The sequence below is a fragment of the Occallatibacter sp. genome, assembly GCF_035317045.1.
Taxonomy (GTDB): Bacteria; Acidobacteriota; Terriglobia; order Terriglobales; family Acidobacteriaceae; genus Telmatobacter.
The window spans coordinates 51,729-72,695 of record NZ_DATHHT010000024.1 but is presented as its reverse complement, the minus strand read 5'-3'; the positions used below and the strand labels follow the sequence as shown (position 1 = coordinate 72,695).

The 20,967-nt window shown below is 58.6% G+C and carries 15 protein-coding genes; 7 read left to right on the top strand and 8 right to left on the bottom strand.

Annotated features, from left to right (window positions below; genetic code table 11):
- Nucleotides 1-148: 148 nt before the first annotated feature.
- Nucleotides 149-490, top strand: coding sequence for a hypothetical protein (locus tag VK574_RS11165; RefSeq protein ID WP_472799931.1), 342 nt, complete (start codon nt 149-151; stop codon nt 488-490).
- Nucleotides 491-632: 142 nt separating this feature from the next.
- Nucleotides 633-1,088, top strand: a complete 456-nt coding sequence (locus tag VK574_RS11160; RefSeq protein WP_472799930.1) for a hypothetical protein — start codon at nt 633-635, stop codon at nt 1,086-1,088.
- Nucleotides 1,089-1,183: 95 nt separating this feature from the next.
- On the opposite strand, the gene VK574_RS11155 is transcribed toward VK574_RS11160, so the two are convergent.
- Nucleotides 1,184-3,367: a tetratricopeptide repeat protein gene (locus tag VK574_RS11155; RefSeq protein WP_472799929.1), complete on the bottom strand. Its 2,184-nt coding sequence runs from the start codon at nt 3,365-3,367 to the stop codon at nt 1,184-1,186.
- A gap of 281 nt (nt 3,368-3,648) precedes the next feature.
- The gene (gene purH, locus VK574_RS11150) at nt 3,649-5,262 is read right to left on the bottom strand and encodes a bifunctional phosphoribosylaminoimidazolecarboxamide formyltransferase/IMP cyclohydrolase (RefSeq protein ID WP_472799928.1); all 1,614 of its coding nucleotides are present in this window, start codon (nt 5,260-5,262) and stop codon (nt 3,649-3,651) included.
- Between the two features lie 178 nt (nt 5,263-5,440).
- Here purH and VK574_RS11145 point away from each other — a divergent pair, with 178 nt between their 5' ends.
- Complete coding sequence (locus tag VK574_RS11145; RefSeq protein WP_472799927.1) at nt 5,441-6,331, top strand: rhomboid family intramembrane serine protease; 891 nt, start codon at nt 5,441-5,443, stop codon at nt 6,329-6,331.
- A 79-nt stretch (nt 6,332-6,410) separates the two neighbouring features.
- Here VK574_RS11145 and VK574_RS11140 read toward each other — a convergent pair whose 3' ends face one another.
- On the bottom strand, nt 6,411-6,755 hold the full coding sequence (locus VK574_RS11140; protein ID WP_472799926.1) for a helix-turn-helix domain-containing protein: 345 nt from the start codon (nt 6,753-6,755) through the stop codon (nt 6,411-6,413).
- 366 nt (nt 6,756-7,121) lie between these two features.
- On the opposite strand from VK574_RS11140, the gene VK574_RS11135 reads away from it, so the two are divergent.
- From VK574_RS11135 to VK574_RS11125, 3 genes are read left to right on the top strand one after another with little or no spacing between them, the layout of a single operon-like run.
- Nucleotides 7,122-10,598, top strand: coding sequence for an outer membrane beta-barrel protein (locus VK574_RS11135; protein ID WP_472799925.1), 3,477 nt, complete (start codon nt 7,122-7,124; stop codon nt 10,596-10,598).
- A complete protein-coding gene (locus VK574_RS11130; protein WP_472799924.1) occupies nt 10,598-12,757 on the top strand; it encodes a VWA domain-containing protein in 2,160 nt (719 codons plus the stop codon). Before VK574_RS11135 ends, VK574_RS11130 begins: the two co-directional genes overlap by 1 nt.
- 23 nt (nt 12,758-12,780) lie before the next feature.
- Entirely contained in the window at nt 12,781-13,662 is an 882-nt protein-coding gene (locus tag VK574_RS11125) for an SDR family oxidoreductase (RefSeq protein WP_472799923.1), read from the top strand.
- Between the two features lie 6 nt (nt 13,663-13,668).
- Here VK574_RS11125 and VK574_RS11120 read toward each other — a convergent pair whose 3' ends face one another.
- Complete coding sequence (locus tag VK574_RS11120; RefSeq protein ID WP_472799922.1) at nt 13,669-13,857, bottom strand: DUF5522 domain-containing protein; 189 nt, start codon at nt 13,855-13,857, stop codon at nt 13,669-13,671.
- A gap of 78 nt (nt 13,858-13,935) precedes the next feature.
- Between VK574_RS11120 and VK574_RS11115 the strand changes: the two genes are divergently transcribed.
- On the top strand, nt 13,936-14,598 hold the full coding sequence (locus VK574_RS11115; RefSeq protein WP_472799921.1) for a KdsC family phosphatase: 663 nt from the start codon (nt 13,936-13,938) through the stop codon (nt 14,596-14,598).
- A 6-nt stretch (nt 14,599-14,604) separates the two neighbouring features.
- On the opposite strand, the gene VK574_RS11110 is transcribed toward VK574_RS11115, so the two are convergent.
- The 4 genes from VK574_RS11110 to VK574_RS11095 all read right to left on the bottom strand — a co-directional run bounded on the left by VK574_RS11110 (nt 14,605) and on the right by VK574_RS11095 (nt 20,929).
- Nucleotides 14,605-15,744, bottom strand: a complete 1,140-nt coding sequence (locus VK574_RS11110; RefSeq protein ID WP_472799920.1) for a serine hydrolase domain-containing protein — start codon at nt 15,742-15,744, stop codon at nt 14,605-14,607.
- 213 nt (nt 15,745-15,957) lie between these two features.
- Nucleotides 15,958-16,932, bottom strand: coding sequence for a carbohydrate kinase family protein (locus tag VK574_RS11105; protein WP_472799919.1), 975 nt, complete (start codon nt 16,930-16,932; stop codon nt 15,958-15,960).
- Nucleotides 16,929-18,266 (bottom strand): APC family permease, encoded by a 1,338-nt coding sequence (locus VK574_RS11100; protein ID WP_472799918.1) that lies wholly within the window; start codon nt 18,264-18,266, stop codon nt 16,929-16,931. The genes VK574_RS11105 and VK574_RS11100 overlap by 4 nt, the downstream gene beginning before the upstream one ends.
- An 8-nt stretch (nt 18,267-18,274) precedes the next feature.
- A complete protein-coding gene (locus tag VK574_RS11095) occupies nt 18,275-20,929 on the bottom strand; it encodes a glycoside hydrolase family 2 protein (RefSeq protein ID WP_472799917.1) in 2,655 nt (884 codons plus the stop codon).
- Between the last annotated feature and the right edge of the window lie 38 nt (nt 20,930-20,967).

The window sequence follows — 20,967 nt, the reverse complement described above, 5'->3', positions numbered from 1 at the left end:
ACGTGGCATGGAAATGGGTCCAACATAGGCAGCAAATGGGCTGCAACTGCGGGGTCCTTCGGCTTTCCGCCGGGATTGTGCAATCAGCCAATGTGGTGATTGACCGGGCTCGATACGCTCAATTCTGAGAAAGGATGCGAGGCGAGCGATGGTGGTCAAGACACAATTGCGAGGCACCGAAGTCACCGGATTACGAGTCGGCTTCAGAAACGTGCGCCGGTATTTTCCTAAGAGCATTCGTGTCATCGAGCTGCGATTGGATCATTTACAGATTCAATGTGGCCTTTCTCCGGAATTCTGGCGAGGAGAGCCGGAGATCATTGATCCGCGTCTTTGTGTGTGGCTTAACTCCAAGGTCTCCCATCGAGTGGGCGCGCATAACGATCTGAGGCTGGCTATGACGCCAGTTGGAAACAATGCATTCAGGCTGCTGCCTTCCAACGTGATGGAAGACAGCATGTTCAGCATGGAGCCAGTTTCGGCAGCCTGAACGCTACTGATTTACGCTGCCGAATAACGCTGCGGCAGCATGATTTTTGCGGTTCATCCGCCTTTGTTGCCGTTTACAAGTCAGATTGATCAGGCAGTGTGGATTTTTCCGCAACGAAAGCGTGGTTTCTATGAAAAGGCAATTGGAGAACGAAGCGATCGAGGCTTTGCGGCAGACTCTGGGTCAGATTTCTGTGGTGAAGACCAAGGAAATCAAGGTCGAATCGCACCGCCATCACGGCGACAAAACCATCATCGCCCATGTCGAGATTTATGGACATGCACACAGGCTGGTCTGCAAGCTGGCGCTTAACTGCGACCCACTTGAACTGCAGCACACTTTTCTGGAATTGAGAAAGCTGCACGCGCATTTTCCAGGCGAGACGACGCCGGTTCTGATTGCTCCCGTTCTTACCGAGGAAGCGCAGACTCTTTGCAGGGACAGTAATACAGGATTTCTGGATCTGGAAGGGAATGCGCGGATTTATCTGGATGAAGTTTTTATCGTGAAGCGTTCATTAACCCATCACAAAACGCTCCCGCCCCCGGCTGAAACCTTGCCCACCAGCGAAACGGCCCGCTTTGCAGGAATTGCATAGCGCGTGCCGGGCTTCCTCAGCCAACGGCGGTAAACAGGAAGGGCGGCCAGATGATTGGCCGCCCTTCCTGTTCTCAAGCATTCAGCGTGTTGTCGCTACTCCGGCTTGTTCTGGTTGTTTGTATTGTCCTGCCTGGCGAGCCTGACGCGAGCAGTTTCCAGTTTCTTCTGAACCTTTGCGACATCGGTTGGTTCCACATCGGGAGGCGCGGATTTCGAGTACTGCGACAGGGAAAGCTCCCACTGTGCCGCGGCGAGGCGAATGCGGCCGGTCTTTTCGTAGAGATCGCCAAGGTGGTCGTGGACCGTGGGGTCAGTCTGATCGCGCTCAACGGCCCGGCGCAGGTTCTCCTCGGCCAACTCATACTGGCCAAGCTTGAAATAGGCCCATCCGAGTGAGTCCAGGTATGCGCCGTTGAGCGGTTCGATCTCAACGGCCTTGCGGATCATCTTGAGCGCTTCAGGCAGCCGAGTGCCTTTGTCCGCAAGCATGTAGCCAAGGTAGTTGAGGACAGCCGCGTTATTGGGGTCAAGCTCAAGCGCCTGGTGGAAGTACTGCTCGGCTTGTTCGGAGTGCTTCTGTCGCTCGGCCAGACCGCCCTTCAGGAACAACAGGTAGATGTTGTCATCCTTTTTGGTGGTGAGGGGGGTCGCCTTGCTCAGGGCATCCTCTGCTTCCTTCCACTTGTGGACGCGGGTATAGATCTGTCCCAGGGTCAACCAGACTTCGCGGTCGTCGGAGTTGTTGTTGAGCATGCCCTTGGCCATGGCAACGCCCTCGTCCTCTTTGCCCTGGTCAACCAGTTCGCTGGCGAGCATGAGCTTGAGATCGCGGTTCTTCGGATTGGCTTCGACAGCTTTGCGGGAAACATCGATCGCCTTGGCGAACATCTTTGCATCGCGATAGACGTCGACCTGGCCCTGATATCCGTGCAACGAATAATCGCCGCCAAGGTCGATCATCTTCTGGTACGTCGCAACGGCTTCGTCGACCTTGTTTTGCTCGTGGTAAACCGAACCCAGGCGCTCGAGGAAGATGGAGCGATTGTTCTTTTCGTCCGCGGTATAAGCACCGTTGGCATGGGAGGTCAGATCGACCATGTGTTCGTAGACCTGCGCGGACTCGTCGTAGCGGCCAAGAACGTCGAGGAGCAGACCTTCGTTGTAGCCGGCCTCGGGTGAATCCGGGTCCTTCTTCACGGCTTGCTTTACGGTCGTAAGAGCTTCTTCGTATTTGCCCTGCCGGCGGAGGATTTCGCTGATATGAATAACGGCGCCTGCGTCTTCAGGGTCCGCTTGAGCGACCTGCTGAAATGCCTTAAGAGCCGCGTCAAGCTGATTGTCGTTGAGCAGCGCCTGGGCAAGGGCTCCCATGGTATGCGCGTCTTCAGGGTCGAGATCGGCCGCGCGCTTGTAGGCGTCAATCGCGTCTTTGGGTCGCTTCAACTGGTCATAGACCGCACCGAGCGCGAACTCCATCTTGGGAGTGCGTTCGGATACAGCGACCGACTCGATGACTTTTGCGGAGTGGGCGAGGTCGCCGTTTTCGGCATAGAGGCGGGAGAGATTGAGGACGACCTCTTCCGAATCCGGATCGATGTCCCGGGCGGCCTTGAACTGCGCTTCGGCCTTTTCGTTTTGATGTTTGACCGTGTAGAGCTGACCAAGCACCATGCGATCTTCCACGCTCCGGGAATCGAGCGAGACGATCTTCTCAAACTCCGCGATGGCCTGATCGAGCGTGTTGCCATTGGGGGATGAGGAGGACACCGCGTTTTGTGCTTCGCTCAACTGGCGCAAATAGATGCGGCCGAGTAGACGATGCGCATCAATGTCGTTCGGAGAACTCTTGAGCAAACTGCGGGCGGTCGACTCGGCGTCGCGCACCTGGCCGGTACGGAAGTACAAGTCTGCCAGTTCGTCATTCAGTTCGGCAGAATTGGGATCGGCACTCAGCGCGGTCTTGTATTCCTCAACGGCGTGGCGCATGTATTCGGGCCGGCCGGAGGCAATGGCTTCCTCTTCATAGATATGCGCGAGGGCGGAGTGATAATAGGACTGGCCGCGGTCGGCTGCCCCAGTTGAAGCAGAGGCCGGCTTCGGGTCGGCTGTTGCACCAGGAGCGCTGGCCGTTGGCGGCGGAACCGGCTGTGACCCAGTGTTTTGGGGCGGAGTGCTGTGGGGCGGAGTGCTCTGGGATTGTGCCGAGACAGCCGTCGCGGCGACCAGAGAAGCGACAAGCGGCAGCCACAGGAATGGCGATAATGTTTTTATTTTCATGATCCTCGGGGATCCAATGTGTCAGTTCCAAGTTAGGCAGATAACCAAACTGTCTAGCCGGTCAAAACCTTTGATGCCGACCGCGTACCAGCCAGCCCGCCTGTTGTTAAAGACGATTTTACCTGTGAATAGTCGCAGGGATCTAACCGATTCACGGGTTTTCGCCCACCTGGTAACGGGATTATTTTGCTCAGGAAGGCCGCTCCGCCGAGAGCCGGAAACCATTGAATCTCGAAGTCGGCTTGCATGCGGGGCGCTTAAGCCATGAAGGGAGCTCGGGATCAGTGGCGGAAGTGCCGAATTCCGGTGAAGACCATGGCGAGGCCGAGGCGGTCGGCGGCAGCGATCACGTCGTCATCCTTGACGGATCCGCCGGGTTGAATGACGGCTGTGGCACCCGCGGCAGCTACGGTCTCGAGCCCGTCCGGGAACGGGAAGAATGCGTCGGAAGCGGCAACCGTGCCCTTGAGAGGAAGGACGGCTTTTTGCGCGCCGAAACGGGCGGCATCAACCCGGCTCATCTGGCCGGCGCCGACGCCGACGGTCTGGCCGTCGCGCGCGTAGACGATGGCGTTGGATTTGACGTGCTTGCAAACACGCCAGGCAAAAATCAGGCTGCGGAGTTCTTCGGCCGTGGGTGGACGCCAGGTGACGACTTTGAGCTCGTCCTCCGTGACGCGGCCGGTATCGGCGTCCTGCAGGAGCAAGCCGCCGGAGACGTGCTTGAGGACCGGTCGCGGCGGCGCGTTGCGGACCTCGACGAGGCGGAGGTTTTTCCTGGCGGCGAAACGGTCGCGGGCTTCCGGGGTAAATGCCGGAGCGGCGATGGCTTCGACGAAGAGTTTGGCAATCTCGCCCGCGGCTTCTGCGTCGACGGGGCGATTGATGCCGATGACGCCGCCGAAGGCGGAGACGGGATCGCTAGCCAGGGCTTTCTGCCAGGCCTCAAGAACGGAGTGGCCGGTTGCGGCTCCGCAGGGGTTGGTGTGCTTGACGATGATGACGGCAGGCTGGTCGAATTCCTGCGCAAGTTCCCAGCATGCTTCAAGATCGACGAGGTTGTTAAAGCTGAGCTCCTTGCCCTGAAGCTGGGTGGCACCGGCGATGCCGAGGCCGGAGCCATCACTGTAGAGCGCCGCGCGCTGATGGGGGTTTTCGCCATAGCGCAACGACTGGGCGAGGGGCATGTTGATACGCAGCGTTGACGGGAGCACCTGCGGTGCGGCTGATTTCGCCTCAGGCGCGATGGGTTGAAGGGGCTCAGGCGCGGCGGCGATCTGGTCGGCGATTCGGTCAAGGGTGTTGGCAATGGCGGAGTCGTAAGCGGCGGTGGTGGCGAAGGCCTGCTTTGCCAGGCGCCAGCGCGTTTCGCGCGTGACGGCGCCGTGGTTGCTCGCCAGTTCTTCGATGAGAGAGGGATAGTCGGAAACGCGGGTGACGATAGCGACATCTTCGAAATTTTTGGCGGCGGAGCGGACCATGGAAGGACCGCCGATGTCGATGTTCTCAATCAAATGACCGAAGCTGACGCCGGGCTGCGCGGCGGTCTTCTCAAATGCGTAGAGGTTCACAACCACCATGTCGATGGGCTGGATTTCGTGAGCGGCGACGGCGGCTTCATGTTCGGTATTGCCGCGAATGTAGAGCAGGCCGCCATGCACGCGTGGGTGCAGGGTCTTGACGCGGCCATCGAGCATCTCAGGGAAGCCCGTGAGGTCGCTGATGTCTCTGACTGTCAATCCGGCATCACGCAGGGCGCGCGCCGTGCCGCCGGTGGAGATCAGCTCGACGCCGAAGCCGGCGAGTGCCCTGGCAAGCTCGACGAGGCCGGTTTTGTCTGTAACGCTGAGCAGTGCCCGGCGGATCGGTTTTGTTGCATTTGTCGATGCAGTCAAAGTTCAGCTCCCTGGCGATCTTCGTTGAAAGGATTGGCGCGCCGCGAGGGCGCAGAGTGCGAAGACCAAAGAACAGACTACATCGAAAGGCCGGGTGGAATTTGTGCGGCGATTTGCACCGGCCGGGAAGGCGTTGTGGTGCGTAACCTGATGTACGTAAATGCAGTAGAGTGATGATATGAGCAGTGTTCCTCCGCACCGCCCGGGGACAGGGCCCCTCAACGGTCAGTCCGATGTTGTGCCGGAGATTCTTCGGCCGGCCGAGGGATACATTCCGACTCCGCAACCGATGGTGCGAAGGCGTCGGTCGTTCTGGGCTACGGCTCCGGCGACATACGTATTGGTGGGGATTAACTGCGCCGTGTTTCTGGCGATGGTGATGCACGGGGTAAGCGCGCTGAGCCCCACACCGGAACAGTTGATGTTCTGGGGAGCGAATAATGCAGGCGCTGTCTTGAATGGCGGCCAGTGGTGGCGCATTGTGACCGCGATGTTCGTACACGGAGGTCTCCTTCACCTGGCAACGAACATGTGGTGCCTTTGGAACCTGGGGTTGCTGGCCGAGCCGCTCATCGGATGGCTCGGCGTAACAAGCGCGTATGTTTTGACGGGCGCAGCGGGCAACCTGCTATCAACCTTCTTTAGCTGGTATAGCTTTCCAGACGGAAGATTTTCGCCTGGCGGAATCGGATTTCCGCCGGGGGTCGGAGCTTCCGGCGCGGTATTTGGAATCGCAGGTGCGCTGATTGTTCTGCTGAAGTCGAAGCGACTGCCGGTGCCGCTGGATGAGTTGAAGAGACTGCGGAAGTCGGTTATCTACTTTGCGGCAATCAACCTGGTGATTGGATTTTCAGTCAATGTCGGCACACGGTATATGGGGTCGGGCCTGCGCGTCGACAACATGGCGCATCTGGGCGGATTCAGCTGCGGGTTGCTGTTCGCGGTTCCGCTCGTGCCTCGCCTGGGATCGACGAAGAGCCTCTTCGAAACGCGCATGCGGATCGCGCTTGCACTGATTGCTGGACTGCTTGTGCTGTTCAGTTTTTATCTGGCGCAGCTGCCGGGGTGATTTGATTTTTGGCCAAACTCTGAATCCTGGTGCGTCACTGGCCATGATGCCCAAAGACCCGCGTGGCCTGAAATCTGAACTATCGAACTGCGGTTGAGGCGAACTTTTTGACCATGGCTAGCAGCAGCTTGCGGTCGCTCTCATTGAGATTTGTGGAGTAGCGGCGAATCTGGGTGAGAAATCGGAGCTCGTCGTCGCTCAGGTGTTGCGTGTTAACCGCGCCGAGTGAGTCCTCCGCGAAGAACTGGGCAATAGGCAGATCGAGCGCGAGCGCAATCTTGGAGAGCGTGTCGAGGGAGGGAACGGTATGCCCGTTTTCAACGCGCGACAAATAGCAGCGCAACAGGCCGGTTTTCTTTTCGATGTCCCCCTGGGATAGCCCCTTTTGCAGCCGGTGCGCACGGATGGTGGTGCCGATCTTCATCACGCCATTGCCTTTCCCGCTTCCGTGCGTAGGATGAGCTCACGGTAGCTACCACTGAGTTATTGGCGTAAGAGTAAACATGGCATCACAGGGAACGCAAGCGGAAATCGGAAGATGAAATGACGGGAGTAACCAGGGTATAAACCAAGTAGGGAACAGCAGTTCGGAGTGCGGCCGGATCGTTTTTTCCAACGTGGTGGCGAAGAAGCTGTCGTGGGGGAGGCGCGGTCATGATCCCGGCGATTTCTGTTGATCTTGATACCGGTGCGGTCATACTCAAGTTGACGCTCATAGATTTCTACTGGCGTAAACCTTCGTGGTGCGCTGCTCGTCTGTCTGAGTACAGGTTCGAGTTCGGGAGCATGGATGAGGCGAGGGGCAATACGCAGTGCTATTGCTGCGGCAATGTGTGTGGTCGCAGGGATGGGCGCGCGGGCACAGTCGACGCCTTCGGCGCCGGTTCCCGGCGCGGCCCTCGATGTGACGGGCTCGACCTCCACGGGCGCTCCTGATGCTCCATCGCCGGTAACCGGCGGCAAGCTTCACGGATATGTGAAGAGCGGCACGATTCCGCTGCCGGGCGTCACGGTCACGGCGCAGAACACCCTCACAGGCAAACGGTATTCGACGACGACAGACGTGACCGGCGCATGGTCGCTGACGATTCCACAGAACGGGCGGTACGTGATTCGCACGCAATTTGCGGCGTTTGCGCAGGGGTCGCAGGAGGCATTGCTGAATGCGTCGGGCCACGACCAGGCTGTTGATTTTCAACTGATGCTGGCTTCGCGAGCGGCCCAGCAGCAACAGCGCGAGGATGCGCAGTCGGGGCAGGTGTCGCAGGCGATTCGCCAGATGGCTGGAAGCGGTGCGCAGGCCCTGAATCTCGTAAGCGCGCTGGCTGGAGATACCGAGACACAGGGCGGAGGCGCGGGCGCGAGCGGTGCAGCACTGCCATCGATTGCAGGGAACTCCGACTTCAGCGATGAATCGGTGGCCATCAGCGGTCAGTCGGGCTCGGTGAGTCCGCTGGCAGGCGTCGACATGGATCGGGTGCGCGATGCAATGGAGACAATGCGCGCGCAGGGCGGCATGAATGTTGACGGCGTGCCGGGTGGGGGATTGTTCGGCGGTGGTGGAGGGGGAGGCGGGTTTGGGCCGGGTGGATTTGGAGGCGGCTTTGGCGGCGGGCGTGGGGGTGGCGGCGGCGGCCGAGGCAACTTCCGCGGATTCAATCCGGGCCAACCGCACGGCGCAATTTTCTGGATGGGCAGCAACTCGGCGTTGAATGCCGAGCCGTTCAGCCTGCGCGGCCAGTCGCAGGAGCAACCTGCTTCGGGAACGAATCGGTTCGGTCTTACCTTCATGAGTGCGCCGTATATTCCTGGGCTGACGAAACCGAGTGGCAAGGACACGGTGTTTCTGACGCTGTCGGGGTCGCGGAGTTCGAACCCGCTGGATGAGTATGCGACGGTGCCGACGGATGCCGAGCGCGCTGGAGATTTTTCGGCCGCGGGGCTGCCGGCAATTTTTGATCCAACCACACTTCAGCAGTTCTCGTCGAACGGTGTGGTGAATGCCATTCCAGCCAATCGCATTTCACAGCAGGCCATAGCATTGCTCAAGTATTTTCCGGAACCGAATATTCCAAATTCGATTCAGAATTACCATCTGCTTTCGACTGCGCAATCGAATTCGACGCAGGCGGGAGTCCGTTATATGCGGGGCATCGGCTCGAACGCGGCGTCGTTCGGCAGAGGCGGGCGCGGAGGCGGGGGTGGCGGTGGCGGACGGCGTGCTCAACAGAACCAGGGTCTGCGGCAGACCGTAAGTGCCAACTTCAACTGGAGCCACTCAGCTTCAGATAACGTGAATCTGTTTCCGCAACTGGGGGGAAAGACGGCATCCAACTCTTACTCGCTGCAGACGGGTTACACGCTGGGGTACAAGAAGTTTACGAATATCTTCAATGTGAGCTGGAATCGCTCGGACAGTAATGTAATCAATTTCTTCACGAATGGGCCGGACATTGAGACGCAGCTTGGGATCCTTGGGCCGGACGGGGATCCACTGAGTTCGACGCCGCTGAATTACGGATTGCCAAGCGTGGTGCTGAGCGATATTTCGGGATTGAATGAGCAGCAGCCAAGGACCGCTGTTCAACAGACGATTTCACTTTCTGAGACATTCAGCTGGATTCACGGCAAACACAACATGCGTTTCGGCGGCGATTATCGGCGCGTGCACAACGATTTTCTTTCGAGTTCGAACGCGACGGGGAGTTTTACCTTTACCGGACTGTTTACGCAGGACACCCCAACCGACACAAACACGGGATCCTCGTTCGCCGATTTTCTTCTGGGTCTTCCGCAGCAGACCGCGCTCAATGCCGCGATCAACAAGAGCTATCTGCGCGATAACGTGCTGGACGGTTTTGCGCAGGACGATTGGCGCTGGAAGCCAAGTCTTACGCTGAATTTCGGTTTGCGGTATGAGTTTTTTGCGCCATATACCGAGAAGTTTGGACGGCTCGCCGAAGTTGCAACGAATCCCACGCAGGGATTTACGTCGCAGGCGGAAGTGCAGTCGGGCCAGAATGGACTGCCGGCGTCGCTCGTGGATCCCTACCGCAAGGCGTTCGCGCCTCGCGTTGGGATCGCATGGAGAGTGCCAAAGTTGAAGCAGACGGTGGTTCGCGCCGGGTTCGGGATGAACTACACGGTTGGTTCGTACGGCACGTTTGCAACGACCATGGCACATCAGCCGCCATTTGCGAATGAGCAAACGAACCAGGAGATCGACGCGAACGGGGCGCCGACCTCGGCATGCGCGCAGACCGGCACATGCCTCACCCTGGCGCAGGGATTTCCGGCTCCCGCAACAGTGGGGAATTATGCGCTCGATCCGCATTTCCGATTGCCGTATGTGCAAGTGTGGAATCTCGACATCCAGAAGACGCTGCCGTGGGGCATCGTGATGAACCTCGGTTACAACGGATCGAAAGGGAACCATCTGGATATCGTTACAGCGCCGCGCGCACTTGCGTTCAGCCCAAATACAGATCCAACGAATTTGATTTTTCGATACGAACAGGCAGCGGCATTCTCGAAATTCAATGCAGGTACTCTGCGCCTGAACAAGCGGCTGTCGAACGGAATCGCGGTGGGAGCAAATTACCAGTATTCGCATTCGATCGATGATGCAGGCGCGTTAGGAGGCGTTGGCGGCGTGGGCGCGCAGAACTGGACCAATCTGCCCGCCGAAGAAGGTAACTCGACGATTGATCAACGCCACAAAGTGAGCGGGACCTATCTATATGAATTGCCCTTCGGAAAGGATAAGCGCTGGGTGACGACGGGCACGGGTTCGCACATTATGGAGGGATTTTCGGTTTCGGGGAGCTTTACGTTTGCAAGCGGAACACCGCTCACGCCGGTTTTCGATGCGGGTGAGACCAGCGTGGCCTGCGGTACCGGTGGCACGTTTCGGCCGAATCTCACGGGAACGCCCTTGAATTTGAGTACGGGCAGGCAATGGTTCAACCCTGCAGCATTCAGCGAGCCGGCGGCGAACGCGCAATTCCCATGCGGCGTGTTTGGGAACGCTCCGCGCAACTTCTTCATGGGGCCAGGAACAGGAACGGTGCAGAACAATATGGCGCTCTCGAAGACGATGCAACTGGGCGAGACGCGCAGCCTAGAGATTCGCGCTACGATCAACAACGCCTTCAATACAGTGCAGTACACGGGCGTCGATACCAATGTTGCGTCACCCACGTTCGGCCAGGTTACTTCGGCGGGATCGATGCGGTCGTTCCAATTTACATCGAGGTTCAGGTTCTGATGGCGACCTGGACCCAAAAGACGGTTGCGCTTGTGGCGACATGTGCGTTGATGTTGCCGGCAGCACAAATTGCGCCGGCGCAGGACCCCAGCGCTTCCCAGCCGGACAATTATGTTTTCAAGGCCAATGCGGAACTTGTTCTGACGAACGTTGTGGTGCGCGATTCGAAGACAGGCGAGTTTGTGCGCGGGCTCAAGCAGAGTGACTTCACGGTTCTCGAAAACGGGAAGTCGCAGCAGATTTCGACGTTCGATTTTCAGACTGTCGACATGGCAACGCCGCTGAATGAGGCGACCATCAGTGGGTTGGCGGCCGGTGTCAACGGACCCGCTGGAACCAAGGCTGCCGTCGTCGCGAAACCTGAAGATCTGCGCAACCATCGGTTGATCGTGATGTTTTTCGATCTCACGTCAATGCAACCGGAGGACCTGGATCGCTGCGTGAAGGCGGCGCGTGATTTTCTAACCAACAAGATGCAGCCCGCAGATCTGGTTGCCCTGGTTTCGCTGGACGACACGCTCAAGGTGGACCAGGACTTTACCGCAGACAAGGCGGTGCTCGCCAACGAGGTGGGCGTTTACAACGGCACAGAGGGGCAGGGCTTCGCCGGAGGGGCGACGGCGAATTCGAACCAGGCGGAGGACACGACGGGTTATACGCCTGATGAGAGCGAGTACAACGATCTGAATACCGATCGCGAATTGTACGCGCTACGGGCGATCTCAAAAGCGCTGGAGAAGATTACGGAGAAGAAGTCGCTGCTGTACTTCTCCGGCGGCATTTCGCGGGACGGAATTGAGAACCAGGCGTCTTTGCGTGCAGCCATCAATTCAGCAGTGCGCGCAAATCTTTCAATCTATAGCGTGGATACGCGCGGTTTGCAGGCGATTTCGCCGCTCGGGGATGCTTCGACAGGAAGTACTCGCGGTTCCGGCGCATTCAATGGCGCGGCCCTTACGAATAATATGAATGCCAATTTCGCCACGCAGGAAGTGATGGCGACGCTGAGTTCCGATACCGGCGGCAAGGCGTTCTTTGACTCGAACGATTTTGCGCCGGCATTTGCGCAGGTGCAGCGGGATACTTCGGCTTACTATGCGATCGGGTTTCACTCGTCCAATCCTGCGCGCGATGGCAAATATCGCAAGCTGACCATCAAGATCAATCGGCCGGGCATGAAGGTTGAGTATCGGCCCGGATACTATGCGCCAGCCGACTTCAAGCATTCAGGCCGGGAAGATCGAGAGCGTGAGCTGGATGAACAGCTGGCGAGTGATCTGCCGGCAACCGATGTGGCCGTGTATCTCGATGCGATGTACTTCCGCCTGGATGAGAATCGATTCTTCGTGCCGGTTTCGCTGATTGTGCCGGGCTCGCAGATTCCCTTTGTGAAGGGTGGAGACAAAGACAAGGCCACGCTCGACATTATTGGCGAAGTGATTGACGAGGTGAAGCGGCCCATCGGCAGCGCGCGAGAGACGGTGAAGCTCAATCTCGATCCGACCTTGCAGGCGCGACAGAAGAATATCGAGTACACCACGAGCTTCAACCTGCCGCCCGGGAAATATCACCTGAAGTTTGTGGTACGCGAGAATCAGACAGGCCGCATGGGCTCATTTGAAGCCGACATTACGCTGCCGGATATGAAGAAGCAGCCGCTCAAGATGAGTTCGATTGTGCTGGCTTCGGCGCGGCAGGCGAGCAAGAAGACGTCGCCGCTGGTGCGCGCAGGAGAAGAATACATCCCGAACATCAGCCACGTCTTCCGCCAGAATCAGCATCTATATCTGCTTTACGAGGTGTATGGTCCAGCGAAGGAAAAATTGGCAGAGGGTCAGCCCAAGGGAACCAAAGCCGGAATCGATTTGCTGAGCAGCCTCGAGTTGATCCAGGGCTCGACAAAGGTGTACGAGACGCCGCTAGTGCAAGCGAAAGCCGTGAATGTGGAGGGCCGGGACGCGGTGGCCGTCGAACTGGATGTGCCGCTTGATGGGCTGAAACCGGGGTCATACGTGTGCCAACTGAATGTGATTGACGACGCCGGGGGCAGCTTTGCGTTCCCACGTTTTGCGGTGCTGGTGCGCGAGCCCGCCGCAAATGCGACTCCCACGGTGCCTGCCGCAGCGTCCTCGGGTTCCGGCGCGGCGGGTACCAAGTAGACTCAAATTCCGCAACAGTCTGGATGGCCATTCCGCGTATTCTGGAGCGGAGGGGCGTAATGGAAGGCGGCACACAAGGGCGGGTTGCGGTGATCACGGGAGCTACGGGAGGCGTGGGCGCGGCGGTTGCGCGTACTCTTTCCCGGTCGGGCTACTCGCTTGTCCTGACGGCGCCTTCGATGGAAAAGTTGAGTGCCCTGGCTGCGCAACTCAAAGGCCCCTGCACGGTGATCGAGGGCAATCTGAGCGACGAATCCCTGCCGGAGACGTTACTATACGCTGCGCTGGACCGATTCGGTCGTTGCGATATCTGCTTCAACAACGGGGCGCTTTTCGAGGCGGGAATCATTGAAACAGTGGATATCGAACGGCTCAGCTGCATGGTGCGCGTGAATGTCGAAGGCTCGTTCCGGGTTGCTTATGTGTTTGTGAAGCACTTTGTTTCCGAAGGATCGGGACACCTGGTGAATGTGTCGAGCGTGCTTGGCAGCAGCGTCCGGCCGACTCCCTATGCGGCTACGCAGAGGGCGATTGAGGCGCTCTCAGATGCGTTGGCGGCGGAATTGGATGACGGCGAAGTTCTGGTTTCTTGTATTCAGCCGGGGCTGGTGAAGACCGGTTTGCATCATCGCTGGGAGATCGCACGGGAGGGGGCTCAAGGAACCGGATATCCGTTGGAGCCGGAAGATTTTGCGCGGATGGTGCTGTTCATCCTGGAGCAGCCTGGGTTGAAACATGAGGAAGACCAATCAATCGGCGCTGAGACTGCTGCGAGCCAAGAACAGGCCGAGGGCGGGCTTTCGACCGAAGTGAAAGAAGAAGTGGCTGGGTATCGCGATTCGGAATCCACGGAGGAAGAAACCTCCGATGCTGGCGAAAAGGGGTTTGTCCAGGACGAGATATGAGTGCAGTCAAGCAGGTGGATTTCTATCCTTTTCCGTGCCGCGATAGGGGCAATGGCGGCAGCCCGATCCGCAGCATGTTCCGCGCTTCAGCAGGTACGCGGCGGTAAAGACGATGTAGGGGCCGTCGAAGTAGAAATCCTCGGGGTCGAGTTGTGAGGCCGGGGAAGTCGGCTTCGGGGGAGCGTTGCCATCCATTCCAGCATTTTCTCAGATGGCATTGGTTGATGCGTGTAGCCTTCGACCCTTTGCAGCAGCCCACATTAGAATTGAATCATGACATTGACCGCGCAAGATCGCGCCCGCCGCATCAAGATCATTCTTTTTGACGTGGACGGCGTGTTGACCGATGGCACAATCTGGCTGGTACCTGCTCCGAACCCGGCTTCGAGCAGTGCAGATACGCAGTCCCATCTTTCGAAGCACGAGGGGCAGGTTGGTTTCGGAGTTCACTCGGCGACGATGATGGAGGCAAAGGGCTATAGCGCGCATGATGGTACGGCGATTTCGCTGGCACGGCTGGGCGGCATGAAATGCGGTGTGATTACCAAGCGCGTGAGCGAGACCGTGGCGACGCGCGCGCGCGATCTTAAGCTTGAATTCGTCTACATGGGGCAGGCTTTCAAAATGCAGGCGGTTCGCGAGATCATGGCGAAAGAGGGTGCGACGCTGGAAGAGATTGCCTACGTCGGGGATGATGTAATCGACCTACCGGTGATGCGCGAATGCGGCTTTGCGGTTGCCGTGGCCAACGCGCGGCAGCAGGTGAAGGCGAAGGCACATTATGTGACGCCGAACGCGGGCGGATACGGCGCGGGGCGCGACGCAGTTGAGTTTATCCTCGAGGCCAAGGGCATTCTGCAAAAGTGCATTGACGAGTATATCGACGAGCGGAATCCTATCTCGCCTTCGATGGATATCGGGAAGGGCCTAGATTAGGCGCGCCTAGTCCTTCGTTTGGAAGATCTGTTCGATCAGGATGGCGCGCAAGGTCTGGCGCAGGTCGGTTTTGGCATCCGGCTCGGTGTTGGATTGCGGGTGCAGCTCGGGCGTTGGTGGAGGCGCACCTGTGTCCGTGGTGTTGACGGCGAGAATGCTCGCGCAGTGATCGGCCGGGTCGATCAGCAACTCCGATGAAAAGCCGCCCTGGTCGCCATCGTGATAGATGTAGCGGTGTCCGCTGACTTCGACAACAAAGAAACCAAGTCCCATTTTTGGCTGGCTGCCGTGCGGGCCCGCGGTGTATGCGGTTGCGGCCTGTCCGGGTTCGATCGCGGGCAGTACTCCGGTCCATGCCTCTTCAAGTGAACCGCGTTTCAGCACAATTTCGTAGAGCGGATTGCCGGGATCTCCGACGAGGAAGCGGAGATACTTCGCCATGTCGGTGATGGGCGCCTTCAGCCCGCTGTTGGATGTAGTGATGCCGGTATCGAAGTTGAAAGGCTGCGGGGTGAGCTTCGCACCGGCGAGCAGATAGCTGGCCGAGACGCGGTCTTCAAGGAAATATGGAGCAACGTCGAAGTAGCTGTTGGTCATGCCGAGAGGCTTGAGGATGTTCTTGTCGATGTAGACTTCGAAATCGTCACCGCTGAGGCGCTCAATGATCTGGCCCAGGAAGACGTAGCCGAGATTCGAGTAGCTCCAGCGTGAGCCGGGCGCGAAGGCAACATGGGTGTAGGGAAGCATCGCAGCGACCTGCGACCACCGAGTTGGCTCGAAGGGCTGCCAGTCGCAGTTGGAGGAGTCGTCGCAATCCCATGGCCATGTCGGATTGCGAAAGCCTGCACTGTGCGTGAGCAATTGGCGGATCGTGATGGCGTCGACGCTGCCGAACGGATCGTGTACCTGGCGCAATTCGGGCACGTAACGAACTGCCGGATCATCTAGAGAGAGCTTGCCGCGATCGCGGAGTTGCAGGATTGCGATGGCGGTGAAGGTCTTGGTGATAGATGCCCAGTTGTATGCCGTTGCGCCGTCAATTCGCTGGTGGGAATCTGCGCGAGCTTCGCCAAACGCGATGGTTTGTGCTTGTTCCTGGCCGTGCACCAGCGCGAATCCCCCGCCGACAACGCCATGCTGCTTCAAGACTGATTCGAATTGGGGGCGGAACCTGTCGAGCGTGGGATTTGATGTGGCTAACTGTGCGTGGCTTGGTAAGACGCAACATGGAAACAGACACACAGCAACGAGCGGGGGAAGAAACGCGTGGCGAACCGGCATGGGGCAATCATAATATGCGTTTTTGCGTGGACTGGGCGAATCCAGATTTCAGTCTGAAGCGGATCAGGCCATGGAGCGCTAGATGTCGACTCCGCCGGCATTTCTGAGGGCTTGAAGAGACGCTGGATCGCGAAATGCGGCGGCGCCGCCGCGCATGGAAGTCGATATTGCGCCAGCAAGATTTCCAAAGGTCAGCGCGCGATCCATCTCCCATCCGCGGAGCCATGCGTGCAAAAAACCTGCGTTAAAGCTGTCGCCCGCTCCGACGGCGTCTGCGATCGATACGGATTGTGCGGCCGCATGCCACTCATTGTGGACTGTGTAGGCGGAAGCACCTTTGGCTCCCCGCTTGATGATGAGCAAGGGCACCCTTTGACGGAGCGCCGCAATTGCCTGATCGAGGATTGTCTCGCCGGCAATCAGGCATGCCTCGCGCTCGTTGGGCATGAGCACGTCGACAAACGGCAGGGATTCGAGGATGCTGCGATCCCAACTCTGGGCCGGGTCGTCATTGGGATCGAGTGAGATGGTGAGGCTCGCAGCCTTGAGCTGTCGAAAAAGCTCGGGGATGCACGGTGTGAGTGCTCGCTGAAGGTAATACGAAGACATGTGGAAGTGGCGCGAATTGGAGAGATAGCCGACGTCCAGAAGGTCGAAGGTGAGTTGGAAGGTAGCTCCCGCATAGGTGAACATGTGGCGCAGTTCCTTGTGCTGCAGGTGCACGGTTACGCCGGTTCGTCCATCCTTGAGGGGCACGCAGCGGGACATGTCGACTGCGGCATGGTCGAGTTCTTTCCGGCAGAGGCGCCCAAATTCATCTTCGGGAACGGTGGTGATGAATCCGACCTTGCTGCCCAGCGTAGCGAGGTTGTGCGCAGTGATCGCTCCGGAGCCGCCGACGCGGATCGCCATTTCGTTCGCGAGCAATTCACGCTCGCAGGGTAGATCTTCGGGGAGTCCGTAAAGAAGAAGATCGAGGTTCATATCACCAACGAGAGTGACGTCGAAGCGGCGCTCGTTTCTGTCGTTCTCGGAGGTATCGCGCCCGCTCATGCGGCTTCTCCCGGAAGCACGGTGAAGCGGCGGCGAGCGAGCCAGAGCAGAATGCCGGCGATGGCCCAGCAGGTGCCGACGACCTTGGCTTTCGGACTGAGGTTCCACCACAGCACGGCGCAAGTAGCCATGCCGGCGAGCGAAATCAACATGGGCATTGTCTGCGACCATCGGCCGTGGCGCCATCCGCGAAGAAGGGAGGCGAGGTTGACACCGATGAAAGCAAGGAGCGCGCCGTAATTCAACAATTCCGCGCCGAGGTCGAAGTTCAGGATGAGTGCTCCGATGAGGCAGACGAGTCCAATTAGAAGAACGTTATTCCTTGGGATGCGATTCTTCAAGCTGACCGCGCCGAAGAAGCGACGGGGAATTGCACCGTCCTGGCCCATCGCGTAGAGCAGCCGGGCTGCGCCGAGTTGCGATGCCATGCCGGAGCCCATGTTGGCCAAAAGCAGCGCGGCGTTCACGATGGCCAGCAGGATCGGGCCGCCCATACGGCCAGAGACGTGGACATAGGCGGTGGTTATGTCGGGAAATGCCGCTCCACGGGGCCATACGAGCTGTGCGAAGTAGACCTCAACGCTGGCCAAAATTCCGGTGATCAGGCAGGTGAGCACAATGGCGCGGGGAACGCTGCGCGCAGGGTCTTTGGCTTCATCAGTGAGGGTTGAAATTCCGTCGAAGCCGATGTAAGTGAGCACCGCGATGGATGTGCCGTGGAGAATCGCGCCGGAGTTGAAGCTGGCGCGATTGTAAAGCGGGTCGAGAAAGAGGCCGGCGGTGGGATGCGAGAGGTGGATGATCCAACGAACCGAAGCGACCAGCACGAGAACGATGACGACACCGAGCGCCGCAGCCATACCGGCGTTGATGCGTGCGGAAGTTTCGACGCCATTGCAGTTGAGAAGCGTGAACAACAGGGCAAAGAAGATTGCCCAGACGACGTAGGGAATCTCAGGAGCGAAGTTCATCGCTGCGCGACTGCACCAAATCACGCAGATGAGCGGGTTGATGACGTAATCGAGGACGAGGCACCATCCGGTGATGTATCCGAGGCTAGGGTGAATCTCCTTGCCGACATAGAGGAACGCAGAGCCGCCATGCGGATAAACACGCGCCATGCGGCCATAGCTGACGGATGTGAACAGCATGGCCACCATCGCCAGCATAATTACGGCGACCACGTGACCATGCGACTCCTGATAGAGCACGCCGAAGACGGGCATGGGCGCGGTCGGCTGGATCAGGATGACTCCGTAGAGAATCAGATCGCGGAAGCGCAGAGTGCGCCTGAGTCCGATCGTTTCGGATTGTGCACCGGAGGAGGCCGCCATTCCGGTCCTTAGCGTGCTGCGACAGCGGTTGTGGGCGTGAGCGAAATGGGTGCGACGTTCCAGCCATCGATCTTGACGGTGGGTACAGAGTTGTCGCCTTCAGGCAATTTTGTGGTAAGAACTGTGCTCTCGCCGGGAGTGAGTTCGATCCAGTTGTCTGACCAGAATACGGGGGCGATGAGTCCACCGGAAGACGTGCGGACCGCGGCGCGAAGTTGAAATGCAAGGGCGTTGGAGCGGTTGGAAAGATGGACGTGCAATTCGCGGCCGTGCGCGGTGTTTTCGATTTCAGCGTGTGCGTCGACCTGGGCCGGAGGGAGGTGGGTGAGCGCTGTGAGGTCTTCGTGGCGCGCTGCGGGCGTGTGGGTGTAATCGGTGTCTTCCCAATCGAACGTGGTGAGCGTTCCGGGGACCCAGTAGAAGTTATGGCTAACGACGCGGCCGCTGGAGTCTGCGAGCGACAGATCGATCAAGAAGATTCTTTCCGTGCCGGAGTAGAGCTTCTCTGGAATCGTGAACACGCGCTGCGAACTGTCGGCGTTGGAATCAACGGCTGATTGTGCGGTGTAGAGTTCGTTCCAGGCAAGACCATATAGGTGCACGGTGGCGCGAAGTTTCGTCGCATCCGCATAGGTGCTGTTGACCACGTCGATGGCGCGGTCGTCATACGAGTATTGGATGTGCAGTGGTTCGCAGGCTTTCTTGGTGCCGAAGTAGCCGCCGCCGGTGTCGAGGTAGTAGTCGTAGAGATGCCAGATCATCGAGGGCCATGCATTATTCAGCATCCACTGGATGACGCCGGTGGAGGTGTACTTGTTTCTGCTATAGGCCTCGAACATCGCGCGCTCGGAATCGTACTCCATGGTCTGGGCGATGCGCTCGTAGTCGGCTGCGGAGTTGGGCTTGGCGTAAACGGCTTCCATAGCGGAGTCGAAGACTTTCAGGTTTTTAAATTCGCCACCACCGAAATGCAGACTCCAAGTGTCCGATGGCGGCCATGCTTCGGGATCGGGTAGAAAGAGCTTGCGGCTTGCGAGACTGGAAATAGCAGGGCCGGGGCTAGTTTCCGTGTTGTATCCGATAGCGCCGCCGAATTTAAGGCCGGTGTACCAGTAACTGGGCGCGACATAGTCATACGGTCCGGTCATCTTCACGCCGCTTTCGCCGGTGACAGTTGTCGGCGCCTGAGTTGCGGAGGAGAGGATCGGATTCGGCCAGTGCGTCTCCGATTCGACCTGCAGATACGCTTTCTCCACATTGGCAGGCGGAGGATTGTCGCTGCCGTTGAGCCATACCAGCAGACTTGCGTGGTGGCGCAGGCGGAGCATCTGTGAACGCAGGGAAGCCGTGGCAATCGTAAGATCCTGCGGCGTCCATTCCTTCCAGTGTTCCCAGTGATCGCAACAGCACCAGCCAAGCATCACGAGGATGCCGCGTTCATCGGCGAGACGGAAAAACTCGTCGGTTTCGAGCTTGCCCTCGAGGCGGATGGTGTTGAGGTTCATGTCCTGGACGAGATCGAACTGGTTGCGCAGGCGGTTATCGTCGGTGCGGAGAAGCATGTCCTGCGACCAACCTGCACCGCGGATGAGAATCGGTTTGCCGTTCACGCGGAACAGGCGGCTTCCGTTGGAGGTCAGTTCGGATGTGATTTCGCGAATGCCGAAATTCACGCTTTGTTCGTCGGAGATGCGCCCTTCAGTGAGGAAGCTGACGGTGAGGTGTTCGAGATGCGGCTCGCCCATCTGGCGCGGCCACCACGGCTTTGGGTTTTGAATGCGCAAGGCAGGGAACTGTTCGGGGCTGAAGGCGATCGTCTGATCTTCGTGTGCGGCCAGTCCGACGGGCTTCTCGAATTTCACGCCGAGAGCGGTTCCCGAGACAATTCCTTTAATTGGGCTGCCGGTGGCGTTGTGCAATTCTGTGTAGACGGTGAGATCGGCGCGGGTCAATGTACCATCCGGGAAGTGGGTGACGACCAGAGGCGAACGCACTGTGACGGGGCCGGTTTCGACCATATCTACAGCGCCCCAAAGGCCCATGTCCTTATCGGGCGGGCAGGGATTCCAGTCGACCCAGTTGATGCCCAGATCTTTTTCTGTGGGCGCAGAGGTTTTGACGGCAACCACATTTAGTTTGCCGGGAAGGGCAACGTCGGTGATGTCGAAGTCGTAGGTGCGATAGGCTCCAGCCACGGAGGCGGAATCTGCGATCCTTTGGCCGTTCACAAAGACTTCGCCGCGGTAGTTGATGCCCCCGAAGTGCAGCCAGAGGCGATGATCTTTTGTGGACAGCGCCGGTGCCGTGAACTCTTCGCGGTACCACCAGCCGCAGGCATAGGGACTGTCGGACGGCATGGGCAGATTCGCAAAGTTGTGGCCGATGGGGTAGCTGGTGCCGGGAATCTTTCGAAGATTGTCGCCGAAGTAGGGGTCGGGTAAGACGCCCGCTTTGACCTGCGCGGCGAGTACGGTGCTCGGAACCGACGTCTTCAGCCAGCCGTCGGCTTTGAACATCGCGGTCGAGATCGTTTCCCCGGAGTCTGTGGCCTTGCACGCCGACAGCAATTGCCAGTTATCGCGAAGCGGCGTTATGTTTTCCGCGGTCATCGTGGCCGCTGCAGCGAGGAAGGCAAGAGGGAGGATAATCGCTTTCGGGTTCATGGGCACCTGGTGTTTCTTTTGCTGAAGCGCGATCCTGT